General features: G+C 50.7%; 15 protein-coding genes. 2 read left to right on the top strand and 13 right to left on the bottom strand.

The window, feature by feature from the left end:
- Nucleotides 1-11: 11 nt before the first annotated feature.
- The 8 genes from pepF to ACLU9Q_RS05890 form a co-directional block, all read right to left on the bottom strand.
- Nucleotides 12-1808 carry an oligoendopeptidase F gene (gene pepF, locus ACLU9Q_RS05925; protein ID WP_412624732.1) on the bottom strand — a complete coding sequence of 599 codons (1797 nt, stop codon included), beginning with the start codon at nucleotides 1806-1808 and terminating at the stop codon, nucleotides 12-14.
- A gap of 78 nt (nucleotides 1809-1886) precedes the next feature.
- A complete protein-coding gene (locus ACLU9Q_RS05920) occupies nucleotides 1887-3533 on the bottom strand; it encodes a glycoside hydrolase family 43 protein (protein ID WP_296839136.1) in 1647 nt (548 codons plus the stop codon).
- A gap of 12 nt (nucleotides 3534-3545) precedes the next feature.
- Entirely contained in the window at nucleotides 3546-5141 is a 1596-nt protein-coding gene (locus ACLU9Q_RS05915) for a response regulator transcription factor (RefSeq protein WP_296839134.1), read from the bottom strand.
- Nucleotides 5142-6908 (bottom strand): sensor histidine kinase, encoded by a 1767-nt coding sequence (locus ACLU9Q_RS05910; protein ID WP_296839132.1) that lies wholly within the window; start codon nucleotides 6906-6908, stop codon nucleotides 5142-5144. It abuts the gene before it with no gap.
- Nucleotides 6909-6996: 88 nt separating this feature from the next.
- Complete coding sequence (locus tag ACLU9Q_RS05905) at nucleotides 6997-7845, bottom strand: carbohydrate ABC transporter permease (RefSeq protein ID WP_296839130.1); 849 nt, start codon at nucleotides 7843-7845, stop codon at nucleotides 6997-6999.
- On the bottom strand, nucleotides 7846-8742 hold the full coding sequence (locus tag ACLU9Q_RS05900) for a carbohydrate ABC transporter permease (RefSeq protein WP_296839129.1): 897 nt from the start codon (nucleotides 8740-8742) through the stop codon (nucleotides 7846-7848). It abuts the gene before it with no gap.
- Between the two features lie 103 nt (nucleotides 8743-8845).
- Nucleotides 8846-10132, bottom strand: coding sequence for an extracellular solute-binding protein (locus ACLU9Q_RS05895; RefSeq protein ID WP_296839127.1), 1287 nt, complete (start codon nucleotides 10130-10132; stop codon nucleotides 8846-8848).
- Nucleotides 10133-10329: 197 nt separating this feature from the next.
- Nucleotides 10330-12333, bottom strand: a complete 2004-nt coding sequence (locus ACLU9Q_RS05890; protein WP_296839125.1) for a right-handed parallel beta-helix repeat-containing protein — start codon at nucleotides 12331-12333, stop codon at nucleotides 10330-10332.
- Between the two features lie 132 nt (nucleotides 12334-12465).
- Between ACLU9Q_RS05890 and ACLU9Q_RS05885 the strand changes: the two genes are divergently transcribed.
- Entirely contained in the window at nucleotides 12466-13248 is a 783-nt protein-coding gene (locus tag ACLU9Q_RS05885; RefSeq protein WP_296839123.1) for an AraC family transcriptional regulator, read from the top strand.
- A 469-nt stretch (nucleotides 13249-13717) separates the two neighbouring features.
- On the top strand, nucleotides 13718-14746 hold the full coding sequence (locus tag ACLU9Q_RS05880) for a PD-(D/E)XK nuclease family transposase (protein WP_296839566.1): 1029 nt from the start codon (nucleotides 13718-13720) through the stop codon (nucleotides 14744-14746).
- Between the two features lie 77 nt (nucleotides 14747-14823).
- Here the strand turns inward: ACLU9Q_RS05880 and ACLU9Q_RS05875 are convergent, their stop codons facing one another.
- The 5 genes from ACLU9Q_RS05875 to ACLU9Q_RS05855 all read right to left on the bottom strand — a co-directional run bounded on the left by ACLU9Q_RS05875 (nucleotide 14824) and on the right by ACLU9Q_RS05855 (nucleotide 20272).
- Nucleotides 14824-15342, bottom strand: a complete 519-nt coding sequence (locus tag ACLU9Q_RS05875; RefSeq protein WP_296839569.1) for a M48 family metallopeptidase — start codon at nucleotides 15340-15342, stop codon at nucleotides 14824-14826.
- 118 nt (nucleotides 15343-15460) lie between these two features.
- Entirely contained in the window at nucleotides 15461-16219 is a 759-nt protein-coding gene (locus ACLU9Q_RS05870; protein WP_296839563.1) for an exodeoxyribonuclease III, read from the bottom strand.
- A gap of 100 nt (nucleotides 16220-16319) precedes the next feature.
- Entirely contained in the window at nucleotides 16320-17159 is an 840-nt protein-coding gene (locus ACLU9Q_RS05865) for an alpha/beta hydrolase (protein ID WP_296839560.1), read from the bottom strand.
- 25 nt (nucleotides 17160-17184) lie between these two features.
- Nucleotides 17185-18777, bottom strand: a complete 1593-nt coding sequence (locus ACLU9Q_RS05860) for a response regulator (RefSeq protein WP_296839558.1) — start codon at nucleotides 18775-18777, stop codon at nucleotides 17185-17187.
- Nucleotides 18749-20272: a sensor histidine kinase gene (locus ACLU9Q_RS05855; protein WP_412624731.1), complete on the bottom strand. Its 1524-nt coding sequence runs from the start codon at nucleotides 20270-20272 to the stop codon at nucleotides 18749-18751. The genes ACLU9Q_RS05860 and ACLU9Q_RS05855 overlap by 29 nt, the downstream gene beginning before the upstream one ends.
- Nucleotides 20273-20285: the final 13 nt, after the last annotated feature.

Raw genomic sequence — 20285 nt, 5'->3', positions numbered from 1 at the left:
GCATGTCCTCCTCAGATTTCTTCCGTAAGCTGACAGATCTCCCCGATCATCGCCCCGATGGTGTCAATGGTATCGATGAACGGCTGGCTGGTCGTGATATCGACGCCCGCCATTTTGGCAAGCTCCGCCGGGGATTTCGTGCTGCCTGCTGCAAGTACGCGCTTCCAGTCGTCCACTGCCGGCTGCCCTTCCTCCTCGATGCGCCTGCATACCTGCGTGGCAACGGTCAGACCGGCGCTGTAGGTATAGGAGTAAAGTCCCATGTAATAGTGCGGCTGACGCATCCAGGTCAGCTCCGCGCCCTCGCAGATCTCCACGGCATCGCCCCAGAATTTCTGCAGGGTCTCCCGCATAATGCGGTTCAATGTCTCCGCCTGCACGCTTCCGCCCGCATCGATCAGCCGGTAAACCTCTCTCTGATAAACCGCTTCCAGGAAGTGTGTGACAAAATTATGATAATATGTCTTGCCGACCATACAGTCGAGCACCCAGCGGCGGAACCGCTTGTCCGGATTCGTTTTCAGCAGATAATGCGCCATCAAAAGCTCGTTCATGGTGGACGGCGCTTCCACAAAATAGGTAGAGACATCCACATCATACACCGACTGCGCGCCGTTGCACGCTTTGAAATGTCCGGCGTGTCCAAGTTCATGCGCCAGCGTGAAAACATCCGCCATCTGGTTGTGCCAGCTCAGAAGGATAAAAGAGTGTGAGCCATACGGGCTTGCGCAGAAGCCGCCCGTACTCTTTCCCTGGTTCTGCGCAAAATCCACCCAGCGCTCGCGGTAGGCGGTGCGTATCATCTCCACATAATCCTCGCCGAGGATCGCCAGCCCCTTTTCGATATATTCCTTCGACTCCTCGATCGTAACCGACGGCACGTAATCGGGATCAATGCTCAGCTTTAAATCCGCCGACGTCATGCGCTCCAGCCCGTAAACCTTCTGCAGCAGCTTTGCGTATCTGCGCATATGCGGCGCCAGCCTTTCCATAATTAAATCGAGCTGGCGGTCGTACATCTCGCGGCTGACCTCCTGCTCAAACAGCAGGCTGTCAAACACAGAATCAAAGCCGCGCAGCTTCGCCATGATCTTTTCCGACTGCACCTGCGACTGATAGGCAGCCGCCGTCACATTTTCATACTGACGGATCTTATCCGAGAACGCCCGGAAAGCGGCGCGCCGCACCTCCGTGCGCGGATCATATTCGTAAGCATCCTCAAACAGCGAATATCCAAGCGGAAATTCCTCGTCGCCCACCCGGAAGGGATCAAACCGCATGTCCGCAAGCTTCGCCATATTGTAAGTCTGGTAGGGCGCGCCAAACAACGGCTGCAGCGCCGCCAGAACCCGCTCCGTCTCCGGCGCAAGCTGATGCGGCTTTTTGTGGAGCAGACCGCGCAGATAGCAGGCATTTCCCTTTCCGAGCGCGATCGCCTCCCCGATCGTACTCTCATCCTGCATAAGAATCTCGCTCTCGATAAAGCTGATGCGGCTGAGTACCTCCGCGATCAGCGTGTTGATACTTTCACTGAGCGCCTGGTTGTGCGCGTCATAATAATCCACCGAGACAGCCAGCTCCGCGTAATTTGCAAGCAGCCCCGCCTTCTCATAAAGCTCCTGCGTCTCTGTCAGGCAGGCGCTGATCGCCTGTGCATCCGTCAGCTTTCCTTTATATTTCTCCTCCAAAAGACGGCCGAGCTCGTCCACACGCTTCTTATCCGCCTCCAACGCTGTTTCCGTATCATAAATTGCAGACAAATCCCAGGTCATCTCCTCAGGGACGTCCTTTCTCATGAAAAGTTCCATGCAAAATCGCTCCTTTCGAAATTGTTCTCTGGCATTTATCATATCATTTTTTCCCGGTTCAGCACAACCCTTTTCCGGTTAATCCACCATCTTCCCCAGCTCTGCCTTATACTCAAAGAAGTCAAAATCCGCGCACTGCTTATGCCGCACCTTGTCGGCACAGGTGATGCCGACCATCGCCCCGGTGAATTCGCCGTATTTACAGTATTCATCGGAGTATTTTGTAGTATCGAAGATCATGCCGATGCGACTATAGCTCTCTCCGTCATAGCTCCACTCGAACCAGGATCTTCGTCCCCGGATATTAAGCCGCAGATAGATGGGCACATCCTCCACTGGGATACGGGTGTTGAGGAATTCCATCTTCTCCCCGTTCTCCATCTGCAGGACAGACAGGGCGCTCTGTCCGAGCGTTTCGCTGTAGTATTTGCGCAGGTTGACATAATTCATATTGTCGTAATACAAAATCAATCCGGCGCTGTGCTGATGCACCTCCGGCCAAAATTCCATCTTCGTCGTGATGCGCGCGTAAACGCTGGTCAGCTTGCGCGCAAGAATACTCACTTTATTAAGCGAAGTACGCGACTCCTGCCCGCGCAGGCGCACCCAGCCCGGCCTTGCCGTCACATCGGCAAAGCGCTGCGGCATCTGGCGCGGCGCATAGTAGAAATTTCCCAGCGTTCCGCTGTCGAAATCGTCAAAGTCGGACGGCTGCGGCAGTTCACACGGAGGCAGGCTGCTCTCCGGCGTCTCAGACTGCGCAAGATTTCCTCCGTTCGCCATGCGCAGCCAGCCGTCGTCCGTCCACATCATTTTCTGGATCGCCGTCTCGCGTCCGAGCGTGCAGCGCAGCTCCGGCACAAACGGCCTCGCCGTCAGATGTACCAGATAGACCTCGCCGGTCGGCAGCTCCACGTAGCTTCCATGACCGGATTTCTGCAGAACGGAGTCGGGATTGTAATACTTTGGCTTCAGATGGTCGGGATCATGACGCTCGTAGGAATCACCCGGCACACTGGTAACGATCGGATTCTTCGGGTCTCGCTCATATGGTCCCCAGACGTTTTCCGCACGTCCCATTGTCACGCAGTGATTATACCCGGTACCTCCCTCCGCGCACATCAGATAATACCTTCCGTTCTTCTTTGTGAGATGCGGAGCCTCGATGCAGCCACGGTCCGTGCCTCCCCACCAGATGCGCTTCGGGTACCCGATGATCTCCTGCTTTTTTGGCGAATACTCCACCATGCAGATCGCGCCCGGCTTCTCATAGCCCGCACGCGTCTCCCAGTCCAGGGAAACAATATATTTCCGTCCGTCGTCATCATGCAAGATAGAAGCGTCAAAGCCCGCCGAGTGCAGATACACCGGCTCGCTCCACGGTCCGCAGATATCCTTCGCCGTGATCAGAAAATTATCAACGTCAAAGTAGCGCGCATTCATGGAATTCATTACGCCGTACACCACATAAAACAGATCCTCCGCCTCGCAATAGGTTAAGCACGGAGCCCAGATACCTTTCGCCGACGGAAGCTTTTTTAAATTCACCTTCTCGTCGTCCGTCAGAACATGCGTCAGCAGCTCCCAGTGCTTCAGATCGCGCGAGTGGTACACCGGAATGCCCGGAAACCATTCAAAGGTAGAAACCGCGATATAGTAGTCGTCTCCCTTGCGGCAGATGCACGGATCGGGATTAAATCCGGGCAAAATCGGATTATGTATCATATTGTTTTCCTCCTACTCCTCTTCGTCCTCGTCCGCGGCTCCGGTGCGGAACCGGCTGCGGAACACGGTTGGCGAATAACCTGTATATTTCTTAAACGCTACTGAAAAATAATTGGTGTCCCGGTAGCCCACCATCGCAGCGATCTTTCCGGTCTTTAAATTGGTAGATTTGAGCAGCTTCTGCGCCGTCTCTATCCTTCTGCGGACAATGTATTCGTTGCAGCCCTCGCCTGTCACCTTCTTGTACAGCTTCGACAGATAATTCGGCGTGATGTAAAAGCGCGCCGCGATGCTGGATACCGAAAGCTCCTCCTCCAGATGGTCGTCCACATAACGGCGCACCTTCGGGATGAGATCGTTGATGACCTCTTTTTCTTCCCCGAAAAGCTGCTGCAAAAATGCACGGGTGATCTCGCAGGCATTCTGTCCGTCCACATTCATAATGTGACGCATCAGCTCTTCAAGCTGTCCCTGCCGCAGCGAGCCGCCCGTGCTGCTCACATACGCAAAGCTCACGGCATTTGCCAGATCAAAGCAGTACTTTCTCACGCTCGTCTCGGTCACATTATAAGAAACCACCGCCTGGCTAAAGGCGTCAAACACCCGCAGCACGTACTCCGAATTTCCCACGTTTGAGCACATCGCCGTCTTAAATTCCTCGTAGATATCGTGGAACAGCATACCGCGCTTGCCTGTGCGCCCCGACTGCAGCACCTCCTTCGCCCCGTCACCCTTCTCCTTCGAGAGATGCACCGCGTCGTTATAGGAAATATACAGCCGCGAAAAGCCCTTCACGGAGCTGCCGAGCACAATTCTCGGAGCCGCGATCATCTCATCCTTCATGATGCTGATCAGCTCCTGTATTCGCTCGTAGATCTCATTTACATAACCGTGGTTGAAAAACGCCACCAGAATTTTCCCCGTTCCCTCGTCGTCCGGGAAGGTGATGCCCTGTCCGCGCCCGTCCACAAGCCCGATGCAGATTTCCTTGATGGACATCAGCCAGTAGTTGTCCTCCCGCTCGTCACGCCTGCCCGACTGCTGCGGGATCAGGATCGCGATCTGCAGCTCCTGCCCGGGCGACAGTGAGTATTCCTGGTACATCCACTGAAGCTCCGTCTCCTCCGCCTCTCTCTGGTGGACAAGCTGGCGCATCAGGCGCTCCAGGCGCATCTGCTCCGTGTTGCCCCGCACGCGGCGCATGGTATTTTCCATCACCGCGCTCGCCCGCTGCTTTTCGATCGCGTCGATCTGGCGGCGTATCGCCTCCGTCAGCACCTCCTCATCGATCGGCTTCAGATATAAATCCTCGACATGCATCCTTATGCATTCCCGTGCATAATCAAAGCGATCGTACCCCGTGAGTACAATAATCTTCATATCCGCCTGCAGCTCGTTTGCCCGTTGGATCAGCTCAAGTCCCGTCATTTCCGGCATATTGATATCCGTGATCAGAATATCCGGCTGCTTCTCCTTAATGATCTCCAGCGCCTCCGGCGCGCTTCCCGCCTGATAGACCTCCGATACCTTCAATTCCTCCCAGGGAAGTCCCTTACTCATTCCCATCCGGATCATTTTTTCATCATCTACGATCAAAACCTTATACATTTATTCCTCCGCAACCTCCCGCTCCTCTTCCATCGGAAGCAGAATCACCGCCGTCACGCCCTGCCACATATTCACCTCATAGTGAAGCCCGTAGCGCTCTCCAAAGAGAAGCTGGATCCGCCTGTTTACATTGCGCACGCCATAGCCAAAATCGGCCTCGTTTGTTTTCAGGTACTCATTCATCTGCGCAACCCGCGCATCCGTCATGCCGCTTCCGCTGTTTGCCACCCGCAGCAGAAGATCGCCGTCCCCGGTCTCCTCCACCCAGATCGCAATATTGCCGCTCACGCCCTCCCGGCGCTCGATCCCATGCTCCACCGCGTTCTCCACCAGAGGCTGCAGCGTCAGCTTGGGAAGCCTCGTCTGCCGGTACCTTTCCTCCACATTGATGTCAAGATGGAGCCGGTTGTCATAGCGCATATTCTGGATCAGCACGTAATACTCAATATGCTTCAGCTCCTCCGCCAGCGGGATAATATCCTTTCCCTTGCTCAGACAGATGCGGTAATACGACGCCAGCGCCTTCACGAGCGTGGAAATCTCCCGGTTGCCGTCCGCCACCGCCTGCCAGTGGATGCAGTCGAGCGTATTATAGAGGAAATGCGGCTGGATCTGCGACTGCAGGGCATTTAAACGCGTCTGCGAAAGCTGCTCCTGCTTTACGCGGATTTCCTCCATAGAAGCCTCCAGCTTGTCCATCATCGCGTTGAATCCGTCCGCCATCGGCTCAAAGTCTTTCCCCAGAGGCTCAGCGTCGATGCGCACGTCCATCCTGCCCTCAGACACATGCGCCATCTCCCGCACGATATCATCCAGCGGCGCATATACGCGTGAAAACTGTCCGCCTGCGACCGCCGTAAGTATCAGGATCACCAGAACCAGCAGCAGTGCCACCACCAGAATGGTATGCATACTCGACTGATACAGCTCCTTCAGCGGCGTCACGCTCAGCAGATAATAGTTCCAGCTTCCGATCCTGTAATAGCTGATCAGCATCCCGTCCTTCTGGAAGCTTCCATGCGTTCCGTCCAGATTACCCGCGATATCAGAGGACTTCTGCTTTTCCTCCATCTCCTGCCCGGAAATCAGATTGCCGTTTAGATCCACCAGCATCAGCTCGGAATACTCGGTATCGGAAATCTGTTTCTTTACGCTGAGGCTTTCCAAAAATATATCCTGGAAATTAATACACAAAATCCCATAGGCTTTTCCCACGATCTGATTTGAATATGCCGGATAGTACACCGAGAGCGTGTACTGGGAGCCTTTAAAATAATTGTTGCTGTAGGAAAGCCGCATAGCACCGCTGCCCTGCTGGCTCGCCTGCCAGTCTTTTTCCCAGGAATCCTCAAAATCCGCATAGGAAACGCCGCTTCCGCGATACAGATATTCGCCGGTCTCGTCCTTCAGCAGCGCGATAAAATTAATATTGTCATTTGAATTATAAATCTGGGTCAGCATTTCCCGCGCGGACTGCTGATACTCCGCCTTCTGCGCCCTGTCCGTACTCCCTTCCAGAAAATCCTGCACATAGGAATTCATCAGAATTGCCTGGCAGATATTTTTGTACTGCTCCAGAGAAGCGTTATAATTTGTCGCCAGCAGCTCAAGCTGGTTCTCTGCCAGCTTCTCAGTATTTTTCAGCAGATTATTCGCCGAGATCACCGTACTGACCGTAAGCACAAGCGAAGAGACCAGTACAATGCTCGCCAGAAAAAATACCTTCATCCTCTTTGCAAACGCCCAGTTATGTACCAGTCTCTTCATTATATAACTGCCTCCTTTGTTTTCTCATCGCAAAGGCCTGCAAGCAGGCTTTCTCCTGCTTTTACTTTACTTCAAATCAAAGATTTCATCAACCCTTTACTGCACCTGCTGTCATACCTTTGATCAGCTTATCCTGCGCAAAGATAAACATGATCAGCATCGGCAGAAGCGTCAGAACCAGAACCGCCATGATCATCGGCGTGTTCATGGAATATCTTCCGCGGAATTCCCAGACTGCCAGCGGCAGTGTGCGGTTTTCCGATGACTGCGTAAGTGTGTAAGCAAAGCTGAATTCATTCCACATATTCACACCGTTGTAAATAGCCAGCGTAGATAAGCCCGGCTTGGAAAGCGGCAGGATCATCTTAAAGAACATCTGGATCTTATTGCATCCGTCAATTTCTGCCGATTCTTCAATCTCCTTCGGGATACCCTTCATAAATCCGGTGAGAATAAATACGGAAATCGGCACGCCCATTGCCACATACGGTCCGATCAGCGCCCAGATCGTATCATACAGTCCCATAGAACGCGTCATCTTAAAGATCGGGATGAGGGTTACATGAACCGGGATCGACATACAGGCAACGATCAGCGCATAGATCGGTCCGTTCAGTTTAAACTTAAACCGGGACAGCGGATAGGAAGCGCATGCCGCTACCAGCAGAAGCAGTATCAGCGAAACCGCCAGTACGATCACGCTGTTCACAAAGAATCCGGCAAATTTTCCGCTGATCACCTCGGCATAGTTGTCCAGGTAAAGCTTATCCGGTAAAGTGAATACGCCCTTTGTCAGCATCTCGAATTTTTCTTTGAAGGAATTGAGCACCATAAAGATAAACGGCGTAATGGAAATAAGCGCCATAAGTACAGCAAGAATAATCGCGATGGTCCAGCTTATCCTGCTTTTGATCTTACTTTTTTTGTACTGATCCATTTATGCTTCCTCCTTCCCGTTAATCAGACGCATTGTTACCAGTGCGATCGCGGAGATTAAAATAAACATTCCGGCAGCTACCGTGGAGCCGTAGCCCATGTTGAACTCGGAGAACGACAGCTTATACATATAGGTTGCCATCAGCTCGGTGGAACGTCCCGGGCCGCCGTTTGTCATAACGTAGATCAAATCAAAGTATTTCAGAGAGCCTACCATGGACATGATCGCTGCATTTTTCAATGTCGGCATCAGCAGCGGCAGAGCGATCTTCCAGAAATATTCGCCGCGGGTAGCGCCGTCAATTCTGGCCGCCTCAAACACGTCCGTAGAGATGTTGGTAAAGCCCGCCATGGAATATACCATGTAAAACGGCGTAAACTGCCATGCGATAATTGCGATGATCGTGTACAAAGCCGTATCCGGATTTCCCAGAAGGTCAATATTTCCGCCTCCGAAGAAATTGGAGATCGCGCTCACAATGCCGCCCTTGGTTGCCAGTGCGTAAGTAAAAAGGAAACCGATCGCTACAGAAGAAATCAGCATCGGGATAAACCAGATTACTTTAAAAACATTTGCCTTTTTCCCTACAAAATCCAGGAAGGTTGCCATTGCAAGGCCGAGCGGTATCTGGATACAGATGGAAAGTACCATGATAATAATATTATTTTTAAATGCGTACCAGAAATTTTCATCCCTGATCAGCGTAGCCCAGTTAGATAAACCGATAAAGGTCTGATCCGAAGAAATACCGTTCCATTTATAAAGGCTGGTCTGGAAGGTGTTAATGATCGGATAAAACACATAAACTGCTAAAACGATCAGCACCGGAGCCAGAAAGATCGCCGCTACTTTGTTCGTCTCTCTCTGTCTCTGTGCAAGTAACGAATTTTTGTTCATAAGGAGCCTCCTTCATCGCTGACAAGCTGTGCCAGCTTCTTTAAAAAACAGGATACCCGCTGCCAGATATCCTGTTTTTCGTTAGAGAGTGATAATAGCTTTTTTATTTTTCTGCGTTGTAAGCCTCCATAGCTTCCTGCATCATCGCCTGTGCCTCTGCCGGAGTCTTTGTCAGGCCAAACACTTCCTGCAGACCGTCCAGATGCGCGTTTGCCACTGCGGGCGGCAGGTACTGGTCATACCAGAGCTGGATGGAAGAAGCATTGCTTACCGCTTCCATGATCGCCTGTGTTACCGGCTCTGTCGCATATTCTTCAACGCCGTTTACCGGTTTCATTCTGCCGCGCTCTGCTGCGAATTCTACCATTTCGTCGCCTACAAGAATAGACGCAAATTCGATTGCCGCATCAAGCTTTTCGCCTTCGCAGTTGAAGGAGATGAAGTTATCGCCAACGGTACCAACGATGATAGAATCATCTACATCCGGGGATCCCTCGTATGCCGGGAACTTAAACCAGCCAATGTTTTCGTCAAAGAATTCCTCGCTGTCGGATTTGATGGTCTGTGTATACCAGGAACCGATGCAGGTCATCGCTGCTTCGCCCGTGTACAGGAGCTGTCTTGCCTGTCCGTCGTCCTCGCTCAGTGCGTTTACGCCCTCCGGGAAGTAACCCTTCTGTACCCATTCCTGAATCTTTTCGCCTGCCCAGATAAAGCACTCATCCTCGAAGGAGCCCTCGCCTGCAGCAGCCTTTTCAAACGGCTCCAGTCCGCCGTAGCGTGTTGCAAGGTTCATGAAATACATGGAACCAGTCCACTTTGTAGAGTTTGCCAGCGCAAACGGAACGATACCGTTTTCTACCAGTGTGTCACAGACCGCTTCCAGTTCTCCGATCGTTGTCGGTACTTCCAGGCCAAGATCTGCAAAAATCGTCTTGTTGTAATAAATGCCGGAAATAGAAATATCATTATACGGAACCGCATAAATCTTGTCATTGTAGGTTGCCTGTGCGATGGAGCCCTGCATCAGTCTTTCCGGAAGCTCTGTGCTGTTGAACTGCTCCGTGATATCCTGTGCAAATCCCGATTCGATGTACTCGATCATCGGGCCGCCGGACCAGTGTGAATACATATCCGGGCATTCTCCTGAGCTCATAGCGATAACCAGCTTCTCTTTGTATGCATCGTTCTGCGTCGGTACATTGACAACGGTATAGCCGCTCTCTGTGGTGGAATTGAATTTCTCAACAGCCTCGTTGATAATCTCGAGGTCATATCCTTCTGCCTGTACATTCCAGAAGGTCAGCTCCTCCGCCGATGCGCTCATGCCGCATACTGTTGTCAGTGCAAGCGCCGTCCCAAACAACGCACTGATAAGTCTTTTTTTCATTTACTTATCCCTCCTATTTGTTTTTGATGTAAAAATTCTATCATTACATATGTGCAATTTCTATTGAGAAAACTATCCAAATTATATAAAAAAGTGGGTTTCGACGAATCCAAACCCACTTTATTAGATATTTTGCACATTTTTAAAGATTTTAGCAGTCATTTACCTTGCAGTATGACGAACGCCCTGCCTGTCCTTTAAAAAACCTGCTGCACTGCTTCTCTGCCCTCAAACGGACCTGCCAGCGGATGAAGCCTTCTGTGCGCTCCGTTATAGTCGCTGTCAAAGAAGATCGGCGTGCCGTCCGGGTTTTCGAATTTCTGCTCCGGCTCAAACGCCTCTCCCAGAACCTCCGTGGAGATAAACGGCGTCTCAAACTCCGGCAGGAACTCATAAAGGTTTGTCTCAAACAGTACCTTTCCGTCCTCTTCCGTGAGCTGCCAGCTTACCGTATGCTCACTGTCCTCCCGATAGTTTTCCTCCGTGTCGCAGGGCTGTGCGCCGTTGAAGTATACATTTCCGCCCGTGTAGACCGGCATATGGTCGTAGTAGAAGTCCTTATGTCCGTGGTCCACGATCGACTGCGGCGTAAACTGCGCGCGGTACGCTTCCTCCGTAGGATACCCGTCATACGGCTTTGTCCCGCACACAAAATTGAACTGCTTCTCCTCGCCCGTGCTCTTTGCATAAGCGAGCAGGTCCTCACGCACCGGCTGCTGCACAAAAATATTATTATAGAAGCGCGCGTCGCCATGCAGGATCGTCATAAAGCCCGCCACTTCCGTTCTGTGCGGCACATGGTACGGCGTGTAACGGTTAGACGGCAGTACGCCTGCGCCGTTATCCGTTCCGTCACCCACCCAGGTGAAGGAGCCGGCGATCAGATTATGCACCATCGCCGTCCCCTGCGTGCTGATGCGGCAGGAGCAGTTTGACAGCAGCAGATTGTTGTCCACCAGTGTCGGACCGTGCGAAACCTCAATAAAGATATCCTCCGCCAGGGACAGAGAGTTTGTAATGCGGGTGCCCTTCGGCGGCACATTGTCGTGGAACAGATTCTGCGTCACGCGGGTGCCCTGCGCCTGCCAGTCGAGCCACAGACCGCGTGTGCAGTGGTGAATGTGGTTTCTTCTATAAATAACGTCGATCGCCGCGTGCATCTTAATGCCGCCGATCTCCGCGCCAGCGAGATCCTGCTTATTATTAATATGATGAATGTGGTTGTCCTCGATGATGGAGAACACGCCGCCAAGATGTCCAACAATACCAGTCTGTCCGCAGTCGTGGATGTTGCAGCGGCGCACAATGTGATGACCAATGTTTTCCTTCGTCCAGCCCTCGATCTGCGCCTGGCAGATAGCGTCTCTCTCCGTCTGCGTGCCGTCCTTGTAGTATTTTGTCGTCCATTTATTTTCATTGTTCGGCTGCAGATATTTTCCGAGCGAAATGCCGGAGCATCTGGAATCGGAAATCTCGCAGTCCTCAATGATCCAGCCCTTCGACCAGTGCGGTCCGACCATGCCCTCCTGGTATGCGGTCGGCGGCGCCCACTGCGTAGCCGCCTGCTTTACAACGAAACCGGAAAGCGTGATGTAATTCACGCCGGTCTTGTCCGGGTAGAAGCAGTTTCTGCGCACGTTGATCTCCACATTTTCTTTCGTCGGATCCGCGCCCTGGAAATTTGCATAAATCACCGTATTGTCGCCGTCCTGCTCGGTGTACCAGGTGTAGACCGTTCCCGCCGGATCCCAGGAAGAATTGTCAACGACCGGGTTCAGCACCTCGCCCAGCGTTACTGCCTCGTACATTGCCTTGCCGTTCAAATAAACCTCTCCGGTATGTACCGGCTTGATATCTGTGTTGTACCAGTCGCCGCGCACCAGCACCGTGTACGGATTGTAGCTGCCAAAAATGCCGTTTGGAATGCGCGTCACCCATACGTCGCCCTCATAATTTGCCCAATCCTTCACTTCTTCTGCGCCGGTGATCACTGCTTTTCCGATCTCCTCGGAGCGGTACACGATCGGCGCGCCCTCTTCGCCTGCATTCACCGGATTCACGTACTCACGATATACGCCCGGCGCCACGATCACTTCGTCGCCTGCCACAGCAAGCTTTGCCGCCTGCGTGATGGTCTGAAACGGTTTTTCCATGGAACCGTCGCCATTTCTTGCCGCACTTGCGGAAACATAATATTTCATGTCTGTAAGTCCCCCTTTTCTTCCCATTATCTTCTTTGGTTTGTACTTGCATCTTAACATGCAGCCGCGTATAATGATAGTCAAAACAGCAATATTTTTAGCCAGATATTGCTATCAAAAAAGGAGGCCCCTATGAATCCGTTTTATGAACAGCAGAAGCGGAATCTGCGCACCGCAATCTTAGATACGCTCACTTTTCCGGAGCATCTTCACGCTCACACGGAATTTTTGTATGTGATGGAAGGGCAGACGCGGGTATCGGTCGGCAATACTTCCTATGACATGAAGCAGGGCGACTGCGCGCTTATCTTTCCCGGACTGGTGCACAGCTATCATGCCTCCGAGCCAAACCGCGTGTGGCTGCTGATCTTTGATACCGGCGTCACCGCCTCTTTTCAGTATCTGCTCCAGAAATTTCGTCCCACCTGTCCGTATCTGCCAGCGGACCAGGTCTCCCCGGATATCGCACTCGCCGTCAGCCGCCTGGATGATATGAACATGGAGGAAAATCCGGCGCTCGCCGCCGCATGGATCCAGATCATCCTCGGACATGTACTGCCGCACCTGGAGCTTGCCGAAAAAAAACAGCCAGAAAGTGAGGATCTCACTTACCAGCTGATTCATTATCTCGCAGAGCATTTCCAGGAGGAGCTTTCTCTCGACTCGCTTGCAAAAGCGCTGCATGTAAACAAATACTATCTCTCGCACATCTTCTCCGAAAAGCTTCACATCAGCTTTCCGCAATACCTGGCGCATCTGCGGGTGGACTATGCGTGCAATGCCATGCAGTTCTCCGAAAAATCCCTCACCGCGATCTGGGCGGAGGCAGGCTTTTCCAGCCAGCGGAGCTTCAACCGGATATTCCGGGAAATCAGAGGAATGAGTCCGCTGGCATACCGGAAAACGGTGAAATAGGATTTTTCGGTAATACAACTTACCGCGCGATGCGCATTACGCCGAAGAGCATCACACATCCGGCAGAGAACTCATGACCGGAGCGATCGATATCATGCTCGAAAGCGTCGCAAATCAAAAATAACTCTATTTTATGTCAAAACAAACCGGACCTTTTTACAGGCTCCGGTTTGTTTTTATTCATATTATATGTTGCTTTTATATTTATTATATATTTTATTTTGTAATCTTATTGACATTTAAATGTTTTTATGATACTATTTATTTACATTTCAAGATATCACTTTTTCAAATTAATCATCAGATGCATCTTGTGAACCAACAGAAAGCATATATGCCGGCCACTATAAACAATGCTGCAGCCCCACCCCTGCGGATTGCCTTATCTGCCCCATTGCGGCAGCCATCAATTTGCTGCAATCCTTCACAGAAACCTGGCCTTCATCGTAGATAAAAGGAGAATTTGCATATGAACAACAAATTAGCAATGTATTTTCCCATGCTGAGAACAAGAGAAGAGGCGTTGTCCGAAATAGCAGGCAGAAACGATCTGCAGAATCTCTTCGCATCATGGAAAAACGAACAGCAGGAGGAATTCCTGGACTTTATTACCGGCGCGCGCGGCGCAAAAATTCTGTACGATTTCATGTTCAAAGAAATTATGAATCCGGAAAGCACCCCGGAACGGCTTGAGGATCTTCTCTCCTGTCTTCTGGAACAGAAAATCAAAATCCTGCGCGTACTGCCGAATGATACCACACGCATAGCGGATGAATCATCCCTTCTGGTCACGGATATTGTGGCGGAGCTGGAAGACGGCAGTATCGCCAACATCGAAGTGCAGAAAATCGGCTATGCCTTCCCCGGCGAGCGCAGCGCCTGCTACTCGGCAGATCTGCTGCTGCGCCAGTACAAGCGCGTGCGCAGCCAGAAGCAGAAAACCTTCAGCTACCGGGATATCCGGGATGTTTTCACGATTGTCTTTTTTGAAAAAAGCCCGGCTGAATTTCACCGGTACCCCGATATTTTCCTGCATCGCTTTGCCCAGAGATCCGATACCGGATTAAAGCTCAACCTGCTGCAGCAATACTTGTTTATTCCGCTTGACATCTTCCGGAAAATCCATCAAAATAAAGATATACAAAGCAACCTGGAAGCATGGCTTGTATTTCTGAGCATGGATGATCCCGAAGAAATCAGCAGGCTCCTGGAAACCTGCCCGGAATTTAAGCCGCTGTATGAGCACATCTACGATATGTGCCGGAATATGGAGGATATTATGGGACTTTTTTCTGAAGAGCTTCGCGAGCTTGACCGCAACACCGTGCAGTATATGATCGACGAAATGCAGGAAGACATCGACCGGAAACAGGCGTTGCTTGAGCTGAAAAAAGTACAGCTTGAACAACAAAATCAGCAACTCGAGCAGAGTAAGCAGCAGATCGAAGAAAAAGACCGGCAGATTGCAGAACTTACAAAATTGCTGCAAAGCCAATAGTTTATTCTTTGAAGCACAACACCTCCGTCCATTTTCCAGACGGAGGTGTTTTCTGCGATTATTTTTATAATTATTTCTTATGATGGATTTCTCAGCATTTTCCTTCTCTCACGATAATCGGGCAGCTCCTTTTCCACGATCGCCCAGAACCGCTCAGAGTGATTCATTTCTTTTCGATGCGCAAGCTCATGTACGACAACATAATCCAGCGCTTCCGGCGGCATACGCATCAGTTTCCAGTTGAAATTTAAGTTTCCCTTGCTGCTGCAGCTTCCCCAGCGCGTTTTCTGTTCGCGGATGGTGATCCTCCCGTAGGTAACGTCCATGCGCTGTGCAAAGTATGCTACCCGCTGCGGGATATACCGTCTTGCCGCCTCCATCCCTTCCCGGCGCTCCTGATCCGTGATTACAGGACGCCGGCTGTTTTTCCACGCAAGGTCCTGCTTTTTCAAAATCCAGCTCTCATGCTTCTGCACGAACTCCTGTATCTGCTGTTTCGTCATCCGCAGCGGCGCCCGCACCACGACCTGTCCATCCGCTTTCACCTGGAGGCACATGGTTTTCCGGCGCGAGCGGATGATCGTATATTCTATCATTTTCAACAAACCCTTTCTAAGCAGGCAGTCACCTACAGAACCTGCCACCGGCAGCTTCCTCCGGATGCTTGGCAACTAAAAAACATCCACCGTACATTTTTGTCGTATGCCTGGCAACCTAAAGCTCGATCTGCAGTTCCACCGGGCAATGGTCAGAACCCATAATTTCCGTATGGATTTTGGCGTCGATCAGCTTATCCTTCAGGCACTCAGAAACACAGAAATAGTCGATCCGCCACCCCGCATTCTTCTCCCTCGCGCGGAACCGGTATGACCACCAGGAATAAATCCCCTCCTGTTCCGGATAAAAGTAACGGTAAGTGTCAATAAAGCCGCTCTCCACCACCTTACTGAATTTCTCACGCTCTTCATCCGTAAAGCCCGCATTCTTACGGTTTGTCTTTGGATTTTTCAAATCAATTTCCTTATGCGCTACATTCAGATCACCGCAGAAAATCACCGGCTTACTTTGCTCCAGCCCCTTCAGATACGCAAGAAACGCATCCTCCCACTCCATGCGGTAGGGCAGGCGCGCCAGCTCGTTCTGCGAGTTGGGCGTGTAAACTGTCACAAGATAATAAGTGGCAAACTCCAGCGTGATCACACGTCCCTCCTGGTCGTGCTCTTCGATGCCTATGCCGTATGTCACCGAAAGCGGCTCTTCCTTTGAGAATACCGCCGTGCCGGAATAGCCTTTTTTCTTCGCATAATTCCAGTACTGATGATACCCTTCCAGAGGAAGCTCAATCTGTCCTTCCTGCAGCTTGCTCTCCTGTATGCAGAAAATATCTGCATCTGCCTCTTTAAAATACTCTAAAAAACCCTTCTGCACGCAGGCGCGCAGCCCGTTGACATTCCAGGAAATCATTTTCTTCATATGCATTAACCTCTTCCTATCGTGATAGGTTCATTATACATGCATCACGACTTAAACGCAACGGAAAGCTGCCCGCACAATTTCCGCAGCATATATGCTGTCATTTCCACAAAAAGGCTTTCACTATCTCCATAACCTCCTTCTGGTAAAACAGGTCCGAGCCGTGCGGCGCGTCTTCTATGCGATAAAAGTCCGCCGCATGTCCCGTCTGAATCAGCTTTTCATAAAAGCCTTCACTCTGTTCAATCGGCACCAGGGTATCCGCCGTTCCATGAAAAATCAGAAATTCCGGCAGGGCTTTTCCCTCCTCTACGTAATTTACCGCACTTGCCAGTTTTCCCGTCCTTTCAAAATCCCAGTCCACGAAATCCTCAATAATCCTTGCATTCTCTCCGGTTTTATCTATGGGATCATGCAGCATATCGGTCAGTCCGTAAAAATCCACGACCTTCTGAACGGAACTGCTGTATTCCAGAAAGTCTCCCACCTCATACTCAGCAATCTCCCCGGTGACGCCGACCAGAGCGGAAAGAGTGCCGCCCGCCGACTCGCCCATCACCGCTACGCGCTCCGGATCGATACAGTACTGGTCACTATGAGAACGCAGATAGCGTATTGCCGCCTTGATGTCTGTCAGGGGTCCCGGAAACGGGCATTCATGGCTTGTCCGGTATTCTGCGCTGGCGATCACATATCCTGACATAGCAAGAGCAGTTAGCTGCGGAATCCAGACGTTTCGGTCCATAACGCGGAACGCGCCTCCACACAGCCATACGATCAGCGGCAGCTTTCTGTGCCCCTCCTTATGCTTCGGCAGAAGAATGCTCAGACGCAGCGGCCGCTGTGTCTCTCCATACCAAAACGGAACATGGGTATACGTAATGTCATCAATCAATGCATATGCTTCCTGCTCACATACAACTTTTATCATTTTCTCCATAGTTATCTCCCGGCTTTCGCCTTATTCATCTCTGCTCTTTAAATTCCCCTACGGTTACGCCCGTATATTGCTTAAACACCCGGCAGAAATATCCCACGCTCCGGAATCCGCATTTATCAGACAGAGTTTTCAGCGGATAATCGTATTTGCGGATCATCTCCTTTGCCGCCTCCATCCTTACCCGTGTCAGATAGGTGGAATAATTCTCTCCCATTTTTTCTTTAAACAGCCTGCTCATATAATAAATACTGACATTACAGTGTCTGCTGACGTCATTCAGGGATAAATCCTCCTGATAATTGTCATCAATATATTTTCGCGCCTGTTCGATTACAATACCGGTATGGCTGCCGACATTCATTTCCCGCGACAAATTCTGACAATACTCGGTCAGCCACCGCTTCAGGCTGTCCGTATCGCCTATGTTCATGCACTCCCGGCACAGGCGGCTGATGTGAAAACGGTGATCCTGATTTTCCGAAAAATAGGGATCCACACTATGCAGAATCTGCACCATCATCTCCAGAATATGGCTGCTGCATTCTTCCGGCGGTTTCTTATGCAGCACAAAGAAAATCTGATCAATCATTTTCTTCTGTTTTTCCATGTCCTCATCCCGGATAGCCGCAAGCAGTTGTTTCTGTTCCTTCTGCAAAATATGCCAGTCCTGCTCCTTCCTGTCAAACAGGTCATTATAATGGCGGATTGCCATGTTCGTCTTCGTATCATGCAGGGCGCTGATGCTTTCCCGGTAAGAAAGATGCATCTGTTCCAGCGACTCCTGTACGGATCCGATTCCCGCAATAACTTCCACCGTCTCAGGGAGCTGTATCCGGTCCAGAATAATATGAACAAGATTAATGCTGTCTACACGGTTCTGGTATTCCGCTCCCGGCCGTTCCACAGGAATAAACGCCGTAATTTTGTCCCGCTGAACCTGCGCCAGCGAATGTTCTACCAGCTCCGAAAGCCCGGTGCTCAGTTTTTTCGCCACCGATTTTTTTAATGCAAGCTGGTCCAGGGAATCCTCCGGGCTCATCTGGCCCTTTCTGCGGTCGCGTATGCGGAACGTTACAATATAACCAGTCTCTGTGGATATCTCCAGAGCATTCAGATATACCTTCAGCCTGGCAAAATCACCGCTGCCCGTACAAAAGCTATTAAGCAGCTCCTCATCCATCAGCGGTCGGATCTGCCCGATAATTTTCTTCAGCCTCTCACTGTTTACCGATTTCCTGCGCGCCGCTTCGATATCCTCCACGCACCGCTCTATGGTCGCCATCAGCTTATCCCGCCTTGTCGGCTTCAGAAGATAATCAAACGCATGATAGCGCAGCGACATCTGCGCATAATCAAAATTACTGTAAGCCGTAAAAATGATAACCCGGGTGTTTTCCAGTTCCTTTTGCGCCATCTGAAGCACCTCCAGCCCGGATAGTCCCGGCATCTCAATATCCACGACCGCAATATCGTACCGGTTCTTTTTTAGCATCTGGAGAAGCTGGACTCCATTTTCTGCCTCTCCGGTTACCTCTATAGATGCGATATTATTTTCCAGCATCATTTTCAGCGCGTTGCGCTCAATCGCTTCATCGTCCGCTATCAATACCTGATACATCTTCCATCGCCTCACTTCCCCAAAATGGAATTTCTATCTGAATTTTCGTAAACTGTCCCTGCTCCGAGTCGATATAAATATCTACGTCATTGTTAAAAAACAGGCGAAGACGTTTAAATACGTTCGAAAGCCCAATAGAACCATCATCCTGCTGCTGAGAGGATTCCGCTGCCTTACTTCTCACCTCCTTTAGCGTATCATCCGTCATGCCGATTCCATTATCCAATACCGTCATGCGAACCCGCCCCGTCTCTGTTTTCCTAACATCCACGCTGATGAACGCTCCCGTCGTGTACATACCTACCCCATGAATAATCGCATTCTCCACCAGCGGCTGCAAAATAAGGCATGGTATTTTCGTCCCGGTCACAGCCTGATCCGCAGTAATGCTAAAATCCATGCGGTCCCCAAAACGGATCTTCTGGATCGTCGTGTAATCCCGCACATTCTCCAACTCCTTCTGAATAGTGACAGTTTTTCCGAAATTATCCAGATTATAGCGAAGAAACTCGCCAAAGGATTCCAGCATTTCCGAGGTCTGCTCCGCATCCTCCATATATGCCATTTTCGAGATCAGGTTAATGGAATTAAACAGAAAATGCGGATTGATTCTCGCCTGAAGATTTTTCAGTTGGGCATCCTTCATCCATTTTTCATTTTCAACAGCCTTTAATTTTTCCATCGTAAGCTGTTTTTCCATCTCTGCCTTTTCTAATAATTGCCGGTACTGTTCCCCGATCCTCATTTGCATTCTGTAAATACTGTTATTGAGCAAGTCAATTTCATTTTTTTGTTTTACCGGAGATGTAGTCGGCTCGATCTGTCCCTCCTCCGTCAGGAATAATTCTGTTTTGCTGTACAAATTGTTTATTGGGCGGACGATTACCCTGTTCAGAAGCGCAAGAAGCAGCGCGGCCACAGAAATTATAATAACGGTTGTTGCCGCCTTGATCACGCTGCTGAGCAGCTCATATTTTTCAAGCTGCTCCCGGCTGATTACATAGCTCTCCTGAATATCGCGGTAAACCCAGTTCATTTTCTCCTGACTGAATTCATAGGTCTGCTCGCAGATTTTATAGTTTCTTGTCGTCTCGCTATAATTTCCGGTCTTCAGGGATTCCATCAGAGTCTCGCAGTCCTGTATATAAGTTTCAATCGTGCATTTCAGGTCTATGCTGCTGCGGTTATAGCTGCGCTCATTCATATAACCCGCAAGAATTTCCGAGGAACGGATAAGCCTTTCCCGGGAATCGGCGAATTCTGCTTCATCATCCAGCTTATTCTCCGTCGAAAACTTCACCCATTCTCTGACCTTCTGCATTTCAACGCTGATATCATTAAAGCAGGTGCTGATCGTCATCAGATTCTGATTTTCGCTGTCCGCATGATGGCGCAGCCCGTCCTGCACACAAAAAAGGAACAGAAGCCCCGCAAAAACGCTTCCAACCAGGCATGCCACCTGTCTGAATATAAAAACCCTCTGTCTTTTCCGCATACCTCTGCCCCCA

This window comes from Marvinbryantia sp., from assembly GCF_047017445.1.
GTDB lineage: Bacteria > Bacillota > Clostridia > Lachnospirales > Lachnospiraceae > Marvinbryantia.
The sequence above is the reverse complement of the archived record's forward strand: the minus strand, read 5'-3'. Positions and strand labels throughout refer to the sequence as shown.